Origin of the sequence: Actinoplanes sp. NPDC051851, assembly GCF_040681165.1 — a bacterium.
In the GTDB taxonomy this organism is placed as follows: Bacteria; Actinomycetota; Actinomycetes; order Mycobacteriales; family Micromonosporaceae; genus Actinoplanes.
Genome location: NZ_JBFAYF010000008.1, coordinates 50,034 through 69,964, shown reverse-complemented (window position 1 = coordinate 69,964; position 19,931 = coordinate 50,034). Strand labels below are relative to the sequence as shown.

Below are 19,931 nucleotides of genomic sequence, written 5' to 3'. Positions count from 1 at the left end.
GGCTACGCACTCTTCGATGTGCCCGCTGCCCCGTTCAGGCGCGGGACCAGGTGGCCGTACCGTCGGCCAGATGGAGCTCGCGGTCGCAGAGGGCGGCGGCCTCGGGATCGTGGGTGGCCAGGACGACGGCGGCGCCGCGCTCGGCCTCGGCACGGAGCAGCTCCAGGACCTTCTGCCGGTTCGCGGCGTCGAGCTCGCTGGTCACCTCGTCGGCGAGGAGCACGGCGCCGTGCAGGGCCAGGCCCCGGGCGATCGCGGCACGCTGCTGCTGGCCGCCGGAGAGCTCCTCGATCAGCTGGCCGCCCTGCGCGCCGAGGCCGACCGCGGTGAGCGCGTCGGTGGTCCGGCGGCGGGCCTCGGCGGGAGTGCCGCCGGTCGCGATCACCGCGACCGAGACGTTCTCGGCGGCGGTGAGGATCGCGGCCAGCCCGTTCTCCTGCGGGATCAGCACCACGCCGAGGCCGACCGCGCGGTCCCGGTCGCCGAGCGCCGCGCCGTCCACGCTGATCTCGCCGGACCGTGGCGGCAGCAGCCCGGCCATCGCGCTGAGCAGGGTGGTCTTGCCCGTACCGGACGTACCGGTGACGGCCAGCACCTCGCCGGGCCGCAGGTCGACGGTGACACCGCTGAGCACGGTCTCGCCGTCACCCCAGCCCAGATCGACATCGTTCAGGTTCACAGCCATCCCCGCCGTTTCAGGTAGAGGTAGAGCGCGCCCGCCGCGAAGACAATCAGGAGGGAGCTCTGCACGAACCCCCAGAACTGCTGATAGCCAGGGTAGGGCAGGTTCTGGCCGAAGTATCCGGTCAAGGCGGTGGGCACCGCGATCACCGCGGCCCAGGCGGCGAGCTTGCGGGTGATGTCGTTCAGCACGTTGCTCTGCTCGCTGAGGTCGGCGTCGAGCAGCTCGGTGATCCGGACGTGCGCGTGGTCGATCGACTCCACGGTCCGCTTGGCGTGGTCCTCGACGTCCCGGAAGTACGGCCGCATCCGGTCGTCGACCAGGTCACCGCCGGCCCGGTCCAGCTCGCCGACGACATCGGCCATCGGGGCGACCGCCCGGCGCAGCACGGCGAGCGCGCGGCGGACCTGGTAGCCGTACCGGCGGACCCGGCGGGGAGCGCCGCCCTCGGCGAGCAGCTGGTCCTCGACGCCGTCCATCGCCTCATCGGCGGCGCGGGCGGTCGCGTACTGGCTGTCGACGACCACGTCGAGCAGGCCGTGGACCAGGTACGAGACACCGCCGACCGCGGCCAGCGCGGTGTCCGAGTCCCAGCGCTCGACCAGCCGGTCCACGTCGCCGGGCCCCTTGTGCACCGTTATCAGCACCCGCGGGGTCACGAACGCGCTGATCTCCACCTTGTGAGTCTCGGCGCCCGTCTGGGTGGTGGAGAAACTCACGGCATAGACGTTCAGGAACAGGTGCCCCGGATAGCGGTCCAGTTTCGGCCGCTCGTGCGCCTCGAGCGCGTCCTCCACCGCGAGCGGGTGCAGCCCGAACTCGTCGGCGATGAGCTGCAGATCCTCGGCAGAAGGGCTGAGCATGTCGAGCCACGCGACCGCGTCCGGGTGCTCCCGCAGCCGCTCGCCCAGCTCACCGGCGGCGAAATCCTCCGCGATCACCCGGCCCTCGCCGTAGAGTCGGGTACGCACGGAACACGATGGCGAACTCACCGCATCACAGTAGGCTGACCTGCCGTGACTTCGCTCGATGACCTGCTGACCACTTTCTATACGGCCAAGTGGCAGGTGACCCCCGGCCAGGCGATCTACTACCGCGAGATCGTCGGCAACGCCTTCGGGCTCGGCTCGGCGCTCTTCGGCCTGCGCCGCAGCGCGCTCGCGTGGCCGGTCGGGATCGTCGGCAACGTCCTGCTCTTCACCGTCTTCCTGGGCCAGGCCCTCGGCAACGACCAGGGCACCCCGCTCTACGGCCAGGCCGCCCGCCAGGTCTTCTTCCTGATCACCAGCGTGTACGGCTGGTGGCGCTGGCGCCGCAACAGCCGGACCACCCACGGCGCCGCGGTGACGCCACACTGGGCGAGCCACCGCCAGCGCCTCGTCCTCATCCCGGGCGCCCTCGCCGCCGTGGTGGTCTGCTTCCTCGTCTTCCGCGGCATCGGCGCCGGCTTCCCGGTCCCCTGGTGGTACTACCTCGCCGACTCCTGGATCTTCGTCGGCTCGATGCTCGCCACGTACGCCATGGCCCGCGGCTGGGTCGAGTTCTGGCTCTGCTGGATCGCGGTGGACCTGGTCGGCGTCCCCGAGCTCCTGCACTTCGGCTACTACCCGTCCGCCATCCTGTACGCGGTCTACGCCGCCTTCGTCGTCTGGGGCTTCCTCGTCTGGCTCCGCATCTCCCGCGCCGAGCGCCCCCGCGTCTCCGGCACGCTCCCCGCACCGGCCTGACCGGGCAGGGCGCCATGGTGCCGAGCGGGCCGGCGATCGCTCGACCGCCGGCCCGGGACGTGCGTGGATCAGTAGTGCTCAGTGCCGACGAAGGTGTGCGAGCAGTCGTCGGTGCAGGTGGTGACACGGGCGAAGGAGTTCTTGAAGGCGGTACCGTCGGTCATGTACTTGATCCGGTACTGGGTGCTCAACTCGTCCAGGGTGTACTTGGTGCTGTAGCCGTCACTTCCGAAGTAGAACCGCCATTTGACGCCGTCCACCGTGCTGGACGACGAATACTGCGGAAGCTTGCTGAACTTGATGAAGACGTAGTTGTCGAGCACCTTGTAACGCCAGGTGGAGGAGAGATAGAACTTACCCCCGGTGCTGTACGTCTCCCCCTCGATGCTGTGCCAGGATCCGGCGTTCGCGGCGGTGGGCCCGGCGAGAGACGCGGTCACACCGATCAGCGTGGCCAGGGTCGTCGCTGCGATGCGGCGAAAACGGGTCACGGATTCTCCATTTCTCTTTTTTGATGTACGGGCTAGACGACGGCGCTTTCCCGGATACGCTCGGCGACTTGCCAGAGCAGCATGCAGACGGCGCTGCCGGCGATCGCGACGGCCGCGGTGAGCACCAGGTGACGCCACCCGTTCGTCAACGTGATCAGCAGAGCCGCCGCCAAGGCGGAGAACACCACGATCGACACCGCGTAGACGAGTACGCCGACGCCGAACTCGTCCATCGTCAACCAGATGCGGTGGAAGGCGAGATTGTTCCAGCCCTGAGCGGACAGGAGCGCGAACAGGCCGCCGATCAGCACCGCGCTCCGGCGGGGTGACGCATGCCGGATCAACCGGCCGAGCAGGCCGAACACCACCCCGGCGAGAAGCGAGCCGACCACCCAGAACGACGCGGTCCGAGCGACCGACATCAGGCCGTCCATCGCGCCCGACGAGCCGCTCTCGGTGGTACCGACACGCCAGCGCTGGCTGACGAACAGGATGAGTGTGTAGTACGTGCCGGTCGCCGCCAGCAGTGATCCGGCACCGGCGCTCGCCGCGATCACCGCACGCCGCGCGTTCGCGTACCCGGCCAGGAGCGCCATCAGCCCCCACGCGAAGCCGCTGCTGGTCGCCGCGGTCAAGATCTTGGCACTGAGGCCGGACGCGTAGTCGACGCCGAACGCCGCCGCACCGACCGCGCAGCCCGCCACGATCACGAGCGATGCCACGGCCGGGCCCCGGCGCACGGTGGCGGATCCACCTTCGCTGTCAGCTGTCATCGTTTGACTTACTTTCCTTGATGTCGGAGCAGGTGATGCCGATCAGCCTTCTCAGCTTGGTGTCGTCATCGCCCGCCGAGTCCAGAGCCGCGTCGAACATGGGGATGTTGTCCGTGGCGACGCCGATCTGGTAATACTTCGTCTCCCGCAGGCGCAGTACCTGCCGCAGGGCCGTCGTGCGATCGGCATCCGTATCCGCCTCGACGTAGGTCAGCGCCCACGAGCAATACCAGTACAAACCCGCATCGATGCGCCCGGTGTTCTTCTCGTACGCGATATCGTCGCCGTCGACCTTGTCCGGATAATCCAGATCAGCCGGCCAATCCCAACCCGGCGCCAGAGTCAGACCACGAGCCTCGTCACGATATTCCGCCGAGGCTTGCGTACCGGACAACCAATTGGCGGCGGCTTGGCCGGACGACGCACAGGCGGCGACCGTCATCAGAGCGAGAAGAGCGGTCCCGGCCAGCCCGATTCGCCAAAACCGATTTTCTGTGGAATGCATACTCGCTCCGGTCCCGATCTTGCAAGAGGCGACGGCGACAGCCGGTCCGGACCTTCGGACGCATCCGGACCGACCATTCGTCAGTAAGCCTCGTATCCAGCGAAATAGTGCGAGCAGTCATCCTTGCAAGTGGTGACGCGAGCGAAGGAATTCTTGAACGCGGTGCCGTCACTCATGTACTTGGTGCTGACCGAACTGTCCTCGTCGTCGATGAGGTACTTGGAGCTGTACCCGTCCGAACTCCCGAAATAAAAACGCCAGCGCAGGCCGTCGACCGCACCGCTGGAATAGCGCGGCAGGCGGGTGAAGAGCAGACGGACGTTGGAGGCGCCGTCCTTGTAGCGCCAGGTGGCGGAGAGGTAGAACTTGCCGCCGGTGCTGTAGGTCGAGCCGTCGATCGTGTGCGACTCCGAGGCGTGGGCCGGTGACGGGCCGGCGAGCATCACCACGGCACCCGTCACCACGGCCATCGCCATCGCGCCGAACCGCCCGCGCCGGCGACGTCCCGCAGATCTCGCTGGTGATGTCATGAACGCCTTTCGATGCTGGTCGGGAGCCGGATGCAGACCGGCCACCGGAAACGACTCAGTAGGTCTCATATCAGTAGGTCTCATAGCCGTGGAACTCGTGAGAGCACTCGTCGTCGCAGGTGGTGAAACGCGCGAACGAGTTCTTGAATCCCTTGCCGTCGCTCAGGGTCGCGATGCCGTTCGTCTGGTCGAGGTCGTCCAGGTTCACGATGTCCGTGTAGCCACTGCCGCTGACGTAGAGCCGCCACCGAATGCCGTCGGTGACACCGGACGAGAACCTCGGGAGCCGGGTGAATTCCACATAGACCTTGCCCTTACCGTCCTTGTACCGCCAGGTCGAGGACAGATAGAAAGCAGTCCGAGAACTGTAGGTCGACCCGGAGATGTAATGAGAAGAGGACGCGCTCGCCACCCCTGGAGCACTCAGCGCGCCCGCTATTCCGGCAAGGGCCGCAGCCGCGATAACCACATTTCTCCGGACCGGATTGTCACTAATTTTGACCACACTTCCCCGCTTCCGCCTTGCTGGAGATCGTGAGGTGGCAAGTTATCGAACGTCGATCCGGTAAATCAATGTGAAGCAGACCACACACCAAACGCGGTCAAGCAACAAACTTTACCGTCGTTCAGCCGGCCGACGGAATCCGGCGACGGCACAGTCGGCACAAAGGAAGACGACAGCGAAGACAAAGCTTCGCCGCCGATCCGGACAGGTCGTACACATCGGGAAGATTTGATCTTGCGCGGCATCGTGGCCTGTCGTAGCGTCAGCCGGATAACGGGGAAGTCGCACGAAGCATCACCGGCAGAAGAATGTCCGGCGCATCGCGTGGCATTGCATGAACGGGGTCTCATGCTGAGTGCACTCTGCTGTCGAATCGTTCCGGGCTGTCGAATCGTTCCGGGCTGTCGAATCGTTCCGGGCTGCCGCATTCTTCCGGGTGCCCTTCGCGCCCCCATCCGTCCGCCGGCCGTCGAGACTGCGCCCGCTCACGTTCGCCGGCCGCGGAAGAGTCGCCGTCGCCGATCCGTGGGCTGACGCCCTCCGGCCCGGTTCGGCCGCTCCGGCGTCCCAGCGCGTCCCGGGCAGCCGGCGCTCTGCTGCCAGCAGCCGAGCGAGGTGACGCGCGAGTTCCCTGGGCACGTCGAGCATGGCTCGATGACTGATCACGTGGAGCCCTCGCGAAGACCTGTTCCTGTCGCAAGGACATGTCCACCGATGACTCCACGCCTATATCCAGCACCGCCCAGCCTGTTCGGGTGTGCCGGTTTCGATCAGGCCACGCACAGTCCTCTCGCCGAGATCACCTCATCGGAGCTTGCCTGCACGGTCACGGACGTCAGCTTTTATTTCCAATGAGGAAAAAGAGGATATTCTTAGGAGGCGCATCGCTTCTTGGAGACGAGTTGCTCGCCACCGGCGGCGCCGCGACTGCCCGGCCCTCACCTGCGGTGATGACAGTGGCGAAGATCGCTGCCGCACCGAGTGCGGCCGCCGTACGAGCAAGACGAACTCGCCGATCAGCCCTGTCTACTTCTTCTGGCATGTAGCCATGGTCGTACCTGACGGGAGTGGTCGCGACCATCCTTGGCGCTATTCCCGAGCAGGTGTGTACAGCTGTGGTCGTCATCCCGGGGTGGCATACGGGGAGAGGCGCGTCCGGCCACGAAGTATCGCCGCCTGCCGGACGGCTACCCCCATCACCACCGACGGCCTGCGCACCACGACCCCGCGGCAGGCGGGCAGCCACCCTCTCCGAACACGGCCGTCGCCCCGCCCCGCCGGATCCGCTGATCAGCGCGAGGCCGCGTCCGGCGCCCGTCCCGCGAGCACGGCGTCGAGGAAGCTGCTCCAGTCCTCCTCGCTGAACAGAGACTTTGCGCTCGAAAAGCGAGACGCCAGAGGCCGCCCCCACGCCGTCGTCAGCCGAAGCGGGGCGGTCCGTCGACGGCCGGAACGAAGCACGCCGCCCGAAGCCGAAGCAGGGCGGGCCCGATCCTGACGATCGAGCCCGCCCCGTGCGTCACCGGAGTCTCCGGCCCTCCGGGCATGAACGGCCGAGACGGGCCGGTGAAAGGTCAGACGGTCTCCAGAGCCGGTGTCGCCCGAGCCGGGTCGGCGGATGCGGCGGGCGCCCGGCGGAGCATCCAGAGGGCGACCGGGACACCGACGGCGACCAGGACCGCGGCGACGACCATCGTGGTCTGGTAGCCGGTCAGGTAGCGGTCGAGCGGGGATCCGGACGCGGCGCTGGAACGGTTCGTCAGGATGGCGCCGAGGACCGTGACGCCGAGGAGGCCGAAGACCTCGCGGGAGACGTTGAGCATGCTGGAGGCGATGCCGGAGCGCTCGGCCGGGAGGGCGCCGACCACCACGTTGCCGAGCGGGATCAGCAGGCCGCCGCCGATGCCGTAGAGCAGGAACCACGGGAGCAGGTCCAGATACGTCGTGTCGGCGCCGTAGCTCGCGATGCCGCCGATCGCGGCGGCCATCACGGCCAGGCCGAACGCGGTGATCCGGGCGACGCCGAAGCGCTGCTCCAGGCGCGGGGCGAGGACCGCGCCGACGGCGGTGATCACGGCCAGCGGGACGAAGCCGGAGCCCGCCTCGGTGGGTGAGAAGCCGAGGACGTTCTGCAGGTAGATGGCCATGTAGAAGTAGATGCCGAAGACGCCGAATGCCCAGAGGCCGCTGGCGAGCAGGGCACCGGTGAACATCCGGATGCGGAAGAACGCCAGGTCGACCATCGAGTCCGGGGTCCGGGCCTGCTGGAACAGGAAGACAACGGCGGAGACCGCGGCGACCCCGAACGCCGCGAGGATCAGGCCGGAGGTCCAGCCCTTCGCGTCGCCCTCGATCAACGCGTACGTCAGGGAGAAGAGCGAGAGGGACGACAGGACCAGACCCAACGGGTCGAGGCGCCGGAAGGCGCCGGAGCGCTCACCGGCGAGCGCGCCCGCCGGGATGGTGAGCAGGCCGAGAGCGATCGTGGCTATGCCGATCGGCAGGTTGATCAGGAAGATCCAGCCCCAGGAGACGTGCTGGCTCAGGACGCCGCCGGCGAACGGGCCGACGGCCAGCGCGAGCGCACCCACACCACCCCAGACGCCGATCGCGGCGCCGCGCTCCTTCTCGTCCGGGAAGAGCTCGCGGATCAGCGACAGCGAGGAGGGCGCGAGCAGGGCCGCGCCGATGCCCTGGACGGCCCGGGCGCCGATCAGCAGCGACTGGTCCTGAGCGAGGCCGGCGGCGACCGAGGCGAGCGTGAAGATCCCGACGCCGCTGAGGAACGCCAGCCGCCCGCTGAGGACGTCGGCGATGCGGCCACCGGCGAGCAGGAGGCCGGCGAAGACCAGGATGTACGCGCTGGTGATCCACTCCAGGCCGGACATGGTCAGGCCCAGATCCCGCTGGATCGACGGGAGCGCCACGTTGACCACGTTGTTGTCGAGGTAGGTCATGAAGGTGCCGAGGGACACCGCGACCAGCGCCCACCACCGTCGGTTCTTTTCCATCAGCTCTCCCTGTACGACGTACTTGTACGGTGTACATGTACCTCGTATATGAGACCTGTACGTTGTATGGTTGTCAAGTGACTCCGGCCGAACGACTCACCAGGGACGCCGTCGCCGAACGGGCCCTCCGCCTCGGTGACCAGGAAGGCGTGGAGGCGATCACCATTCGCCGGCTCGCCAAGGAGCTGGGCGTCACACCGATGGCGCTCTACTGGCACTTCAAGAACAAGGAGGAGCTGCTCCTCGGCGTCGTCGACCACGCGCTCGCCGACGTCCGGGTGGATCGCGGCGCCGGTGACCCGTGGCAGGAGCAGCTGCGAATGATCATCGAGGCGGCGCTCGACGTGATGCGCTCACACCCGTGCCTGCCCGATCTGCTGCACGCGGCCGACAAGACCAAGGGCGAGAGCTTCACCCGGGCCACCAACGACACGCTCACCCTGCTGGCCGACGCCGGGTTCGGGCTCGACGAGGGATACTGGGTCGCCACCTACCTGCTCAACGGCGTGATCGGCCTGGTCGGCGCCCAGCCCGAGTCACCGGCACACCTGACGATCGACCAGGCCGCGGAGTGGCGGCGACAGAAGCGGCTGGCGCTGGAGTGCCTGCCCGCCGACCGGTTCCCCATGATGATCGAGTTCGCCCGGACGTATGAGCGGGAGCCGGACGTGGAGCGCTACTACGACTTCGGTATGGACCTGCTGATGTCGGCGGTGGAGGCGATGGCGGCCCGTGCGAAGGCCCGCGGGTAAGCACCGACACACGGAAACCCGGAGCACAACGGCCACGCGCACTGCCGCGGCGGGCGGGCGCGGCAAACCAGGCGCGGCAAGCGGGCGCGGCAAGCAGGGCGGGCGCGGCAAACAGGGCGGGCGCGGCAAGCGGGACGGGCGCGGCAAGCGGGACGGGCGCGGCAAGCGGGACGGGCGCGGCAAGCGGGACGGGCTCGCGCTACGGGCCGGCGCGGGTGCGACAGGCAGGGCGGGCGGAGGGTCAGGTCGGGGGGTAGATCTCCAGCTCGATGGAGCGGGATCGGCGGGGGCCGACGACCAGGCGTTCGGGCTGGCCGACGTGGAAACCCTGGGCGAAGTCGACGCCGTACTTGCGGAGCAGGTCCAGGGTGGCGTCGTCGCGGACGTACTCGGCGGCGGTCAGGATGCCGAGTTTGCGGCAGATCTCCACCAGCGCGGGGACGATCGCCTGGTGCGGCTCGGACTCGGGGAGGTCGTGGACGAAGCTGCCGTCGATCTTGACAAGGTCGACCGGGAGGTCGGTCAGGAAGCTCAGCGGGGTGCTGCCGGTGCCGAAGTCGTCGAGGGCCAGCTGGCAGCCGAGTTCGCGGATGCCGTCGGCGAAGCGCCGGGCCACCGCCAGGTTGCCGATCGCGGTGGTCTCGGTGATCTCGATGGTGAGGTGCTCCGGGTCGACGCCGAACCGGGTGATCGCGTCGCGCAGGTGCTCCAGCAGCAGCGGGTCGGCGAGCGAGCGCCCGGAGAGGTTGACCTGGTAGTGCGAGGTCTGCGAACCCTCGCCGATCATCCGCAGCGCGTTGTCGATGACCCACTTGTCGACCGCGAGGATCTCGTCCACATACTCCGCGATCTGCAGGAACGTGGTGGGCGGGGTGGGGCGGCCGACGTCGTCGAGCACCCGGAGCAGGATCTCGTGCCGGGTGATCTGGTTGAGCTCCAGGTCACGCAGGGGCTGGGCGAAGAGCGCGAAACGGTCGCGTGCCACCGCGTCCCGGATGCCGGCCCGGCAGGTCTCCCGGCGCTCCTCGGCGGACCGGGGCTGGTGCAGCACCTCCAGCAGGCCCTCGTCGCGCTTGGCCCGGCGCCACGCGGACTCGGCGTCGAGGAGCAGCTCCATGCTCTCCAGTGGGCGCCGGTGATCGTACGGAACCAGGCCGCCGAACGCGTCCAGCCGGGTGCCGCGCAGCGAGGAGACCATCGCGCCGGCCCGGGTGACCGCGGTCTCCGGTGTCGTGTACGGCATCAGGACGCCGTACTCGTGCTGGTCGAGCCGCCCGCACGGGTCGGAGCCGGCGATCTCGCGCAGGATCGCCCCGGCCTCGGCGCTGAGCCGGTCGTGCTGCCCGGAGTCCTGGTCGGGACGGCGCCGGATGTACGGCGGAGCGGAGATCACCAGCAGGGTGCCCGTCCCGGTCCGCAGCGCGCGGCCCACCTCGTCGGCGAACGCCCGCCGGGTCAGCAGGCCGGTGACGCCGTCCACCTCGGAGAGGTCCGGCCGCACGCTGGCGGCGCGCAGGGCCCGGCGTTGCGCCGCCTGCCTCTCCTTGTGTACGGCCGTCACGTCCTGCCCGGTGACCACCAGCCCGGTCGGCGTGCCCGCCTCGTCGGTCGGCACCTCCAGCAGCACCTCGACGTAGCGGGCCTGGCCGTCCTGCCGGGTGATCCGGCAGATCAGCTCGGTGGCGCCGCGGGAGCGCCAGGCGGCCCGAACCAGGCGGCGCACCACGCTCCGGTGTCCGGGATGGATCAGCCCGAAGAGCTGTTTGAGCGTGCGGCGCGCCTCGACCGGGGCCAGCCCGAAGATCCGGGAGGCCTCGTCGGACCAGTCCAGCCGGCCCTCGGCGGCGTCCCAGGTGAGCGAGCCGCGTTTGGTGAGCTCGGCGGCGCGGGCGATCCGGCGGGCCTCGGCGCCCGGCAGGGCGCCGCCCAGCAGCGGGTCGGCCAGGTCGACGTCGCTGATGATCTCGGGACCCTCGGCGAGGCGGCGCTGGTGGTCCTCGGCGATCCGGCCCATCGCACGGCGGGCGCGGGCCCACTCCAGCTCGGTGGGCGCGTCCCGGCCGGCCCGGTCGAGCAGGTCGGCGGCCTTGCGGCGGACCTCGGCACGATAGGTGGCGACGGTGGTGACGGCCAGCCCCAGCTGGAGCGCGATCTGTTGGTCGTTGTCATCTTCGAGCATCAGCGCGAGCACGGCGCGCTGCCGGTACGGCAGTTGGCGCAGCGCGTCCTCGGCCTCATAGCCGCCGCCGGGCCAGCCCGACGGGCCCTGGGACTTGAGCAGCTTGTGCCAGGCGGTGCGGCGGACCCAGTAGAGCGGCCGCTGGTGCCGCTCGACGATCGGCCACTTGTCCAGCGCCACGATCAGCGCCTCGTGCAGCGCCTCCTCGGCGAGTGTCCGGTCCAGGCACTGGCGGAGGAGGAAGAGCAGGATGCGGGAGTAGTTCCCACTCAGGAAGAGCGTGAACGACTCGTGCGGATCGCGGAGCGACTCGGGGCGCTCCTCGGGCGGAGGGAAGACTTCGGCGAGTGACATCAGGCCGTCGCCCCCACGGGCCCGGCCGCCACCAGCACCTGCTCCACTTCCGTCCCCTCCGACGCGTCGCTTTACGATGTAACTCCGCGAGGGCGACGTTCCGTAAGCCGGGGAACGGTCCTATTTTGCCCCATGATCGGCGATCACAGCCCTGAGCTGGCAATACTCACGTGAATAAATTCCTGCATCCATCCCGACGCGAGCACACCGAGTAACTAGCGGCTCACGTCAGGTCAGGGATCACGTCGAGTGTGAACACTGCGTCACGCACCGTGAGAACGCAAGGTCAGCTGAGTTCGGCCCCCTCGCGGCGATCAGGACGATCGGCCAGGGCGGCCGCGACGGCGGCCTGGACCCGGGCGTCCTCGCGCTCCCCACGGCGGGACCGTGCGCGGCGGCGCAGCACGGCCAGGGCCGCGATCGCGGCGATCAGGACGATCAGCAGGGCGGTCAGCGGCCAGGGCAGCGCCCAGACCGTGGCCGTCGCGGTGACCGGGTCGAGGGAGGTGATCGAGCCGGAGGCGTCGGTGAGGCGCGGGGTGAGCTTCGCGGTGGCGGTGAGCAGGACGGCCGGGGAGACGTCCGCCAGAGGGACGGAGACCTTCCACGACTCGCCGGGGAGCAGCTCCGGCGGGTTCGCGACGTCGGCGGCGCCGGTGCGCAGCCACCCGAACGGGCCCGCGATCGAGACGTCCTGGTCGGCCGACTCGACGGCGTTGCCGGTGTTGCGGATCGTGTAGGTGACCGTGGCGTCGCCGCGGGCGAACGGGTTGAGCGAGCCGTGCCAGGCGACCCGCAGGTCCTCGACGGCCATCGCCGGGACCAGGTCGCCGCCGACCCGGAGCTTGATCTTGATGCCGAGCCGGCGCTCGACGTTGACCTGGGCGGTCGAGTCGGGCCGGCTCAGCGAGGTGACGATGCCACCGACGTAGTCGCCGGGGGTGGCGTTGGCCGGGACCGCGACGGTGAACGGGACCTCGACGGACCGGCCGGCCGGGATGCTGACCGTCGTCCCGGTGGCCGTCACCCAGGCCCCGACGCCGGTGGACTTCGCGTCCCTCGCGACCAGGTCGAGTCGCCCCGTCTCCGTGGTGTAGCCGTCGGCGGCGTACACGGAGAGGTCTAGAGCGGTCTTGCTCTTGTTGTTGACCACGATCGCATCGGTCGCGTCGTTGCCCGGGTTGACGGCGTAGGTGTAGCTGGAGCGGTCGTCGCCGTAGTCGTTCGAGGCCGTCCGCACCGTCCAGGTGACGTCGCCCTCCTCGGCCAGGGCGGGGGCGGCGCTCAAACCGAGAACCGCGGCGACGGCGAGCAGGGCCGCGGCGGCTCGACCGGCAAGGGATAGGTGCATCTCGAATCCTCAAGTGAAATGGCGGTGGGGCGGACGCCCTTCGGCGCCCGCCCCCGTTTCCGAAAGAGATCAGCTGCTCAGAGCGGTGATCGTCAGGGTGGTGCGGTAGTTGCCCTTCTCGACGCTGTCCGGGACCTTCAGGTCCAGGTCGGCGCCGAGGGTCGCGGAGCCGCGGGCGTGGCCCTGCTCGGCGTAACCGAGGACGGACGACCGGCCGAGACCGCTGCCGTCGTCGTACGCCGTGGTGACGGTGCTGCCGGCGTACGCTCCGGCGCCCTCCTTCACCAGGTACGGCGACCAGCCCAGGTAGGAGCCCGGGAAGGTCTTTCCGGCGTCGGTGAAGTCACCGGCGCTGGCCGAGATCGACCACGGCGCGAGGGTGCGCCGGCTGTCCGACACCACGATCGGGTTGATGGTGCCGGCGGCGGTCAGGTAGTAGTCCCCCGACTGCTGCACGGCGGTGCCGAGGTCGACCAGGCCGTTGTGGCCGTCGATCGTCCAGCCGAACTCGCCGGGAGCCGGGGTCGGGACGCTGACCTGCACGTCCTGGTTGTCACCGTGGTACGGGTGCACGGTCACCTTGTCGACGACCGAGCCGACCGTCTGGCCCGCGGCGTCGGTGTTGGCGCAGGAGCTGCCGAGCTCGACCGAGGCGTTCGGCGCGGCGCAGGTGCCGGACCGGACGTTCGCCACGACCAGCTTGTCGTTGCGGACCTCGACCTTGATGTACGACCGGACGTGCTCCTGGTTCTGCACCGAGTTGTACCAGTAGTCCTCGGGCTTCAGCGGGTCGGCGCCGTTGCCCGCGCCGCTGGTGCCGCTGGAGTCCGGGGTGGTGATGTCGTAGTACTTCGAGCCGGACGCCGAGTTCGCGGTCACGTAGAGGACGCCGCCGGGGCCGGCGAAGACCTCGGAGTCACCGGGCTGCTCGTCGGCGTTCGCCTTCGCGCCGTTCTTGATCAGGTAGCTGCGGGTGTAGACGTGGTCGTGACCCTGCAGGACCAGGTCGACGCCGAGGTTCGAGAACGTGGTCGGGAAGTCCACCCGGCGCAGCTTGTTGTCCGCGTCCTTGGCGTGCGACGCGGCCGAGTAGATCGAGTGGTGGTAGACCAGGACGGTCCACTTCGCCTCGCCGCCGTGGTTCTTGATCACGTCGGTCACGTACGCCACGTGCGCGTCGTCACCGCCGCCCGACCCGTTCTTGTAGCTGTTGCTGTTCAGGTCGATGAAGAGCGTGTCCTTGTAGATGAACCAGTAGTCGCCGCCCGACGTGGTGGCGCCGGAGCCGTCCGCGTAGTACTTGGCGGACCGGTCGGTGTTCGGCGTGTACAGGTGCTGCTCGTACGCCTTGCCGCCGACGTCGTGGTTGCCGATGGTCGCGGCCCACGGGTACTGGCGCAGCTTGTCGGAGGCGAGGAAGGCGTTCCACTGCGACTCGGTGTTCGCGGTCTCGACCTGGTCGCCGCCGGAGACGAGGAGCTCGGCGTCCGGGTTGGCCGCCAGCGACACGTCGAGCGTGTCCGTCCAGCCGGCCTGGTCCTTGGCCACGTTGCCGGAGGCTCCGATCTGCGGGTCGCCGTAGAACAGGAAGTCGTAGTCGCCCTCGAAGTCCTGGGTCTTGAACGCGTACGTGGCGGACCAGTTCCCCTCGGAGCCGACCCGGTACGAGTACGCGGTCTCCTCCGACAGGCCGGTGATCGTCGAGTGCCGGTTGTAGCCGCCGCTCGTGGCGATGTTCGCCGCGCCGGTGGCGGCGAAGGTGACGGAGCCGGCCGGGAAGCCGCCGTCCGCGGCGAGCGACGCGGTCGGGGCGAGCTGGACCTGCTGGGCGGTGTCGGCCGAGGAGTACCAGGTCACGATGCGCTGGGTCTCGTTGGCGCCCACGCCCAGGATGACGCTGGACGCAGTGGCGGTGTCGGCGGCCAGGGCGGGGACGGTCAGTCCACTGCCGAGGGCGAACGACACGCCGAGGAACACCGCGGTGACCCCTGCGGCCACGCGATTCCGGTTGGTGGTTCTCATCGGTGTCCGTTCCTGTTTCTGATGAGAGAGATCGCTTCCCGCTGTGAAAGTTCTGGGAGGCGTGATCAAGCTGGCCGGACCCCGTGAACCGGCGGTGAACGAGATCGATCCGACGGGTGGATCCGGCCGGAAGACCTCAGCCCCCGAGCACCCGCTGCACGAACCAGATCATCCCCATGACGGACACACCCGCCGATATGAACCCGGTGAGCCGCCGCCCCATCCGGGGTGACCGGTGTCGCACCACGAGGAGCAGCGGAAAGACCACGGCGATGACGGCCAATTGGACGGCTTCGATGCCGACGTTGAAGACCAGCAGCGACCAGAGCAGCGTTCCGGAGAAGGCCTCGTCGATGCCGAGCGCGCCGGCGAACCCAAGCCCGTGCACCAGACCGAAAAGGAACACCACACTCAGCCGGATCCACCCCGCGCGGTCCAGGCCCAGCGGCCCGGCTCCAGGTTCAAGATCGTTTTGGGGTACGCGCAGACGCCACAGGTGCCAGCCCGCCACCACGGCGATCGAGAGGGCGATGACCGGCTCCACCACGCGTGCCGGGACGTCCACCAGGCCGAGCGCGGCGAGCAGGAACGTCACCGAGTGGGCCAGCGTGAAGGCGGTCGCGGCGAGCACGATCTCGCGGAGCCGACGGGAGCCGGCGATCAGCGCGAGCAGGAAGAGAATGTGATCGATACCGGTCAGCAGGTGCTCGGCGCCGAGCGTGAAGAACTCCGCGAACCGGTGCGTCCAGGACTGTGCGGTGGAGAACGACGGGCGGCTCGCGTCGAGCGCCGCGCTGCCGGTCCGGCCGTCCAGCGCGTAGGTCACCACGGTCTTGGTGCCCTTCACGTAGGTCTCGGCGTCCGGGAACAGCCCGCTGCGGATCTCGTGCTCCGACGTGCGGCGGGGGCACGACCAATCGAGGGTGACCTTTGCGTAGGGGACCCCTTCCCGCGTACCCAGGGAGAAAGCACCCGAAGGGGTCGCGGCACACGCCGCGCCCGACGCGGAGACCGCGAAACGCTCGGTCAGGTAGCGGACGGCAGTCGCGGTGTGCGCGTTGAGCGCGGCGGCCATCGCGTCGTCGTCCTCCTCGTCGAAGGCGGCGGTCCCGGCCTGGAAGAGCGGATCGTCGTCCTCGTAGTCGGCGGCCGAGACGATGAACAGGTCGTATTCGATCTCGAGCACGGTACGCACGTGTCCCTCGCCGCCCCGGGAGACGTCGGCGTAGACCACCGACGAGAAACCGTGGGCGAACGCGGGCGAACCGGTGAGAAGGGCGGCGAACAGGAGGAAGGCGATCGCGATGAGGCGGCGCAACGATGTCACGGCTGTGCACGGTGCACGGTCCGGGTTAACAAGATCCAAACCCCGGGCGACAAGCTCGCTCGGGGCTTCGCAGCCCGTCTGACCTGGGGTAGTAATGATCCGCCCACGTCACCACCCCGGGAGAACACTGTGCGCCCCCCGCTTCGGGCCGTCGCGACGCTGGTCGCGGCCGCCGTGCTGCTCACCGGATGCGGTTCCGGCGACGACGACTGGTCCCAGCCGCACGCCGCACCCACCCCCGTCGGCTCCCTCGCCGCCGGCTTCCTCGGCGCCACCGCCTCACCCGCCCCGGAGAGCACCATCACGCCGAGCCCCGGCTCCTGGTCCGCGGTGCACCCACCGGAGGGCTACCGGGTGGTGCTGCTCACCGAGGGCACCGACGCGCCCACGACCGCGCTGGTCGCCGCCGTCGAGGAGTGGGCGGCGGCGGAACACGCCGACCTGCGTACGGTGACCGCGGACACCGCCGACCCGGTGCCGGACATCACCACCGCGATCGGCATGCGGCCGGACCTGATCGTCAGCGCCGGCAACGGGCTGATCGACCCGCTCGCACTGGTCACCCCGAGCCACCTGGACCAGCCGTTCCTGGTGGTCGGGGCCGAGCTGGCCGAGCCGACCGGGAACGTCACCGCGGTCGACTGGAGCGGCGCGTCGTTCCGCGGCGAGGGCCTCGGCTCGGCCTCCACCTACGACGTGGCGTCGTTCACCGCCGAACGCTGCGCGGCCGCGATCCGCGCCGGGTCCGCCGCCGTGCTCAGCGGGGTCACCGGGGTCGTGCTCTGGCTCGACACGTTCTGAAGTCTGTCCATAACGGAAAATTACTTACAACATTCGACGCCTCCGCGCCCCTCTAACCAAGTGTGCGTGATTCATCGAAGAAGATCCGTCGGCGGCGATTACTGGCCCCGGCGGCGGCCGTCCTGGTGTTCTGGTCCGCCGGAGCGGCCGCCGCCGCCGAGGCGTACATCGAATCGGTGCCGGTACCGGTCGCCTCCCCGCAGCCGCAGGCGTCGGTGCTCTACTACCGGGACGGCACCACCGTGCTGGCCCGGCTCGGCGCCACCGACCACAGCGACGTGCCGCTCACCGCCGTCTCCCCCGATCTGCGGCACGCCGTGCTCGCCGCCGAGGACCGCGACTTCTACGGCCACGCCGGGGTGTCCGCGCGGGGCGTGCTGCGCGCGGCGGTCGCCGACGTCCGGGGCGGGCGGCAGGGCGCCTCCACCATCACCCAGCAGTACGCCCGGACCGCCTTCCTCAGCCAGGAGGTCAGCGTCGACCGCAAGGCGCGCGAACTGGCCCTCGCCGTCAACCTGGAACGGCAGCTCGGCAAGGACCAGATCCTGGAGCGGTACCTCAACTCGATCTACTTCGGGCGAGGGGCGTACGGGATCGCGGCGGCGGCGTACGCGTACTTCCGGACCACACCCGACCGGCTGGACTTCGCGCAGAGCGCGGTGCTCGCCTCGGTGATCAAGGACCCCTGGGGCTTCGACCCGGACCACGACGCCACCGCCGCCCGTCAGCGCTGGGACTGGATCGTCGCCGCGGCCGACGCCCAGGGCTGGGTGAGCGCGGCCGCGGTGCGCTACCCCACGGTGCCCACCGCCGAACCGGCCGTCGCGGGGCCGGCCGGACTCATCGCCGACCAGGTCGAACAGGAACTGGCCCGCTCCGGCATCACCTCGGCGCAGCTGCACACCGAGGGCCTCACCGTGGTCACCACGCTCGACGCCGCCGCCGAGCAGGCCGCCGTCGCCTCCGTCGCGAACGCGCTCGCCGGACAGCCGAAGGGGCTGGAGGCCGCCCTGGTCGCGGTCGACCCGGAGACCGGTGGGGTACGCGCCTACTACGGCGGGGCACTCGGCAGCGGCTACTTCGACTACGCCGGTACCCTGCACCCGGCCGCCTCGACCTTCAAACCGATCGTGCTCGCCGCCGCGCTGGCCCGCAACATCAGCTACCTGTCCCGCTGGGACGGCAGCTCGCCGCGGCTCTTCCCCAGCCGGGGCGTACCGCTGCGCAACCACGACGGCCTGCAGTGCCCGGACTGCACGCTGAAGAAGGCCATGGTCGACTCGCTGAACACCCCGTTCTACGCGGTCACCGACCAGATCGGCGCCGGGTACGTCCGGGACACCGCGATCAGGATGGGCATCCCCGCGACGTACGACGGGCACGCCTCGATGGTCGACCTGCCCGGCGAGGCGACCCCCGGCAAGACCCGGGCGGACATCGCCATCGGCCGGTACCCGGTCACCACCGGCGACCTCGCCACCGTCTACGCCACCCTGGCCGCCGGGGGCGTCCGGCACACCCGGCACTTCGTCCAGTCGGTGAACGCGCTCCCGGACTACGACGAACCGGTCGACGGCGAACGGACGCTGGACGCCGCCGTCGCCGCGGACGTCTCCACCGTGCTGCAGGCCGTGGTGACCGGCCACGGCATCTCCCCCGGCCGCCCGGCCGCCGCGAAGACCGGCACCCAGCAGTACCTGGAGACCCGGCAGAACCAGGACGCCTGGACCGCCGGGTACACGCCCGACCTGGCCACCGCCGTCTGGATGGGACGGGCCACACCCGCGCCGATCAAGGACAAGCACGGTACGGCGATCTCCGGCGAGACGCTGCCGTCGGAGATCTGGCAACAGTTCACCCACCGGGCGCTGCTCGGCTCCCCCACCGGCGCACTGCCGGCGGCGGCGCATCTGGGCCGCACCGACGTCGGGGACGCCGGCCGCTCCACCAGCACGACGGCCGAGAGCCCCGACTCGGTCGACACCATCCACGCCGCGGCCTCCGGGTACGAGCCCGTCGTCCAGACCGAGCACACCGGGAAGCGGCTCGCGCTGACCTTCGACGACGGGCCCTCGGAGTACACGCCCGCGGTGCTCGACCTGCTCGCCAAATACCAGATCAAGGCGACGTTCTGCGTGGTCGGCGAGAACGTGGGCTGGTATCCGGCGACCGTCCGGCGGATCGTCGCCGAGGGGCACCGGCTCTGCAACCACTCGATGAGGCACGACGACCTGGGGATCCTCTCCGCGGCGGCGAGCAAGCAGGACATCGCGGCCACAGATGCGGCGATCTCGGTGGCGGCGCCCGGGGCGGAAGTGCCCTACTATCGCGCTCCCTATGGGGATTTCGGGCCGTCGGCGAAGTCCGGGGCGGAGCTCGGGCACACGCCGCTCGGATGGGTGGTCGACCCGGACGACTGGACCACGCCGGGCGCTTCCGTCATCGCCTCCCGCATCGAGAAGCAACTCACGCCGCGCGCCGTCGTGCTCGTCCACGACGGGGGCGGGGATCGGCAGCAGACGGTGGACGCCCTGACGACGTTGATCCCCTCGCTCCTCGCGGACGGGTGGACCTTCGACCAGCCACAGCGGACGATCGCCCCGACCGTGGCACCGGCGACGACCGTCACCACCGCTCCGGCACCGTCGTCTCCGGCACCGTCGTCTCCGGCACCGTCGTCCCCGTCGCCCTCATCGCCGAGTGCCGCCGCGCCGGGGTCGCCCTCGGCCACGGAACCGGAGGGGCCGCCCAGCCCGTCCGAGTAGCCGTCAGGGTCACGGATTCCGGTGGCCCGCCCTGATCACGGACGCCCGCCGCCCACCAAGGCCGCGGGCGTCCGCCGCCCTACCGGGGTCACGGGCGTCCGCCGCCCTACCGGATGGCCGGATGGGCGGCCACAGGCTGGATAGACGTGCCCTAGG

At 69.8% G+C, this 19,931-nt stretch carries 16 protein-coding genes; 4 read left to right on the top strand and 12 right to left on the bottom strand.

Annotation, left to right across the window (positions count from 1 at the left end; translation table 11 throughout):
• Window positions 1-34: 34 nt before the first annotated feature.
• Together AB0M08_RS10695 and AB0M08_RS10690 are read right to left on the bottom strand one after the other, a co-directional pair.
• Window positions 35-685, bottom strand: a complete 651-nt coding sequence (locus AB0M08_RS10695; RefSeq protein ID WP_364491374.1) for an ATP-binding cassette domain-containing protein — start codon at window positions 683-685, stop codon at window positions 35-37.
• Window positions 676-1,653: a magnesium transporter CorA family protein gene (locus AB0M08_RS10690; RefSeq protein WP_364491372.1), complete on the bottom strand. Its 978-nt coding sequence runs from the start codon at window positions 1,651-1,653 to the stop codon at window positions 676-678. The genes AB0M08_RS10695 and AB0M08_RS10690 overlap by 10 nt, the downstream gene beginning before the upstream one ends.
• A gap of 45 nt (window positions 1,654-1,698) precedes the next feature.
• Here AB0M08_RS10690 and AB0M08_RS10685 point away from each other — a divergent pair, with 45 nt between their 5' ends.
• Window positions 1,699-2,409, top strand: coding sequence for a nicotinamide mononucleotide transporter family protein (locus AB0M08_RS10685; protein WP_364491370.1), 711 nt, complete (start codon window positions 1,699-1,701; stop codon window positions 2,407-2,409).
• Between the two features lie 68 nt (window positions 2,410-2,477).
• Here the strand turns inward: AB0M08_RS10685 and AB0M08_RS10680 are convergent, their stop codons facing one another.
• From AB0M08_RS10680 to AB0M08_RS10655, 6 genes are all read right to left on the bottom strand, one after another.
• Window positions 2,478-2,900 (bottom strand): hypothetical protein, encoded by a 423-nt coding sequence (locus tag AB0M08_RS10680; protein WP_364491368.1) that lies wholly within the window; start codon window positions 2,898-2,900, stop codon window positions 2,478-2,480.
• A gap of 32 nt (window positions 2,901-2,932) precedes the next feature.
• Window positions 2,933-3,673, bottom strand: coding sequence for a hypothetical protein (locus AB0M08_RS10675; protein ID WP_364491366.1), 741 nt, complete (start codon window positions 3,671-3,673; stop codon window positions 2,933-2,935).
• Window positions 3,663-4,115 (bottom strand): hypothetical protein, encoded by a 453-nt coding sequence (locus AB0M08_RS10670; protein WP_364491364.1) that lies wholly within the window; start codon window positions 4,113-4,115, stop codon window positions 3,663-3,665. Before AB0M08_RS10670 ends, AB0M08_RS10675 begins: the two co-directional genes overlap by 11 nt.
• A 143-nt stretch (window positions 4,116-4,258) precedes the next feature.
• A complete protein-coding gene (locus tag AB0M08_RS10665) occupies window positions 4,259-4,654 on the bottom strand; it encodes a hypothetical protein (protein WP_364491362.1) in 396 nt (131 codons plus the stop codon).
• A gap of 124 nt (window positions 4,655-4,778) precedes the next feature.
• On the bottom strand, window positions 4,779-5,009 hold the full coding sequence (locus tag AB0M08_RS10660; protein ID WP_364491360.1) for a hypothetical protein: 231 nt from the start codon (window positions 5,007-5,009) through the stop codon (window positions 4,779-4,781).
• A 1,778-nt stretch (window positions 5,010-6,787) separates the two neighbouring features.
• On the bottom strand, window positions 6,788-8,224 hold the full coding sequence (locus AB0M08_RS10655; protein ID WP_364491358.1) for an MFS transporter: 1,437 nt from the start codon (window positions 8,222-8,224) through the stop codon (window positions 6,788-6,790).
• Between the two features lie 77 nt (window positions 8,225-8,301).
• On the opposite strand from AB0M08_RS10655, the gene AB0M08_RS10650 reads away from it, so the two are divergent.
• A complete protein-coding gene (locus AB0M08_RS10650; protein ID WP_364491356.1) occupies window positions 8,302-8,976 on the top strand; it encodes a TetR family transcriptional regulator in 675 nt (224 codons plus the stop codon).
• Between the two features lie 241 nt (window positions 8,977-9,217).
• On the opposite strand, the gene AB0M08_RS10645 is transcribed toward AB0M08_RS10650, so the two are convergent.
• The 4 genes from AB0M08_RS10645 to AB0M08_RS10630 form a co-directional block, all read right to left on the bottom strand.
• A complete protein-coding gene (locus AB0M08_RS10645) occupies window positions 9,218-11,509 on the bottom strand; it encodes an EAL domain-containing protein (protein WP_364491354.1) in 2,292 nt (763 codons plus the stop codon).
• A 286-nt stretch (window positions 11,510-11,795) separates the two neighbouring features.
• Window positions 11,796-12,860: a DUF916 domain-containing protein gene (locus AB0M08_RS10640; protein WP_364491352.1), complete on the bottom strand. Its 1,065-nt coding sequence runs from the start codon at window positions 12,858-12,860 to the stop codon at window positions 11,796-11,798.
• Window positions 12,861-12,929: 69 nt separating this feature from the next.
• Entirely contained in the window at window positions 12,930-14,882 is a 1,953-nt protein-coding gene (locus AB0M08_RS10635) for an FN3 domain-containing metallophosphoesterase family protein (protein WP_364491350.1), read from the bottom strand.
• 136 nt (window positions 14,883-15,018) lie between these two features.
• On the bottom strand, window positions 15,019-16,209 hold the full coding sequence (locus tag AB0M08_RS10630) for a HupE/UreJ family protein (protein WP_364491348.1): 1,191 nt from the start codon (window positions 16,207-16,209) through the stop codon (window positions 15,019-15,021).
• 129 nt (window positions 16,210-16,338) lie between these two features.
• Between AB0M08_RS10630 and AB0M08_RS10625 the strand changes: the two genes are divergently transcribed.
• Together AB0M08_RS10625 and AB0M08_RS10620 are read left to right on the top strand one after the other, a co-directional pair.
• On the top strand, window positions 16,339-17,010 hold the full coding sequence (locus AB0M08_RS10625) for a hypothetical protein (protein ID WP_364491346.1): 672 nt from the start codon (window positions 16,339-16,341) through the stop codon (window positions 17,008-17,010).
• A gap of 62 nt (window positions 17,011-17,072) precedes the next feature.
• Window positions 17,073-19,775, top strand: coding sequence for a transglycosylase domain-containing protein (locus AB0M08_RS10620; protein WP_364491344.1), 2,703 nt, complete (start codon window positions 17,073-17,075; stop codon window positions 19,773-19,775).
• Window positions 19,776-19,931 lie beyond the last annotated feature (156 nt).

Excerpts from the sequence above, each read along its gene's own strand:
- AB0M08_RS10695 (WP_364491374.1), bottom strand. The coding sequence starts at position 685 with ATGGCTGTGAACCTGAACGATGTCGATCTGGGCTGGGGTGACGGCGAG.
- AB0M08_RS10675 (WP_364491366.1), bottom strand. The coding sequence starts at position 3,673 with ATGACAGCTGACAGCGAAGGTGGATCCGCCACCGTGCGCCGGGGCCCG.
- AB0M08_RS10670 (WP_364491364.1), bottom strand. The coding sequence starts at position 4,115 with ATGACGGTCGCCGCCTGTGCGTCGTCCGGCCAAGCCGCCGCCAATTGG.
- AB0M08_RS10665 (WP_364491362.1), bottom strand. The coding sequence starts at position 4,654 with ATGGCGATGGCCGTGGTGACGGGTGCCGTGGTGATGCTCGCCGGCCCG.
- AB0M08_RS10655 (WP_364491358.1), bottom strand. The coding sequence starts at position 8,224 with ATGGAAAAGAACCGACGGTGGTGGGCGCTGGTCGCGGTGTCCCTCGGC.
- AB0M08_RS10645 (WP_364491354.1), bottom strand. The coding sequence starts at position 11,509 with ATGTCACTCGCCGAAGTCTTCCCTCCGCCCGAGGAGCGCCCCGAGTCG.
- AB0M08_RS10640 (WP_364491352.1), bottom strand. The coding sequence starts at position 12,860 with ATGCACCTATCCCTTGCCGGTCGAGCCGCCGCGGCCCTGCTCGCCGTC.
- AB0M08_RS10635 (WP_364491350.1), bottom strand. The coding sequence starts at position 14,882 with ATGAGAACCACCAACCGGAATCGCGTGGCCGCAGGGGTCACCGCGGTG.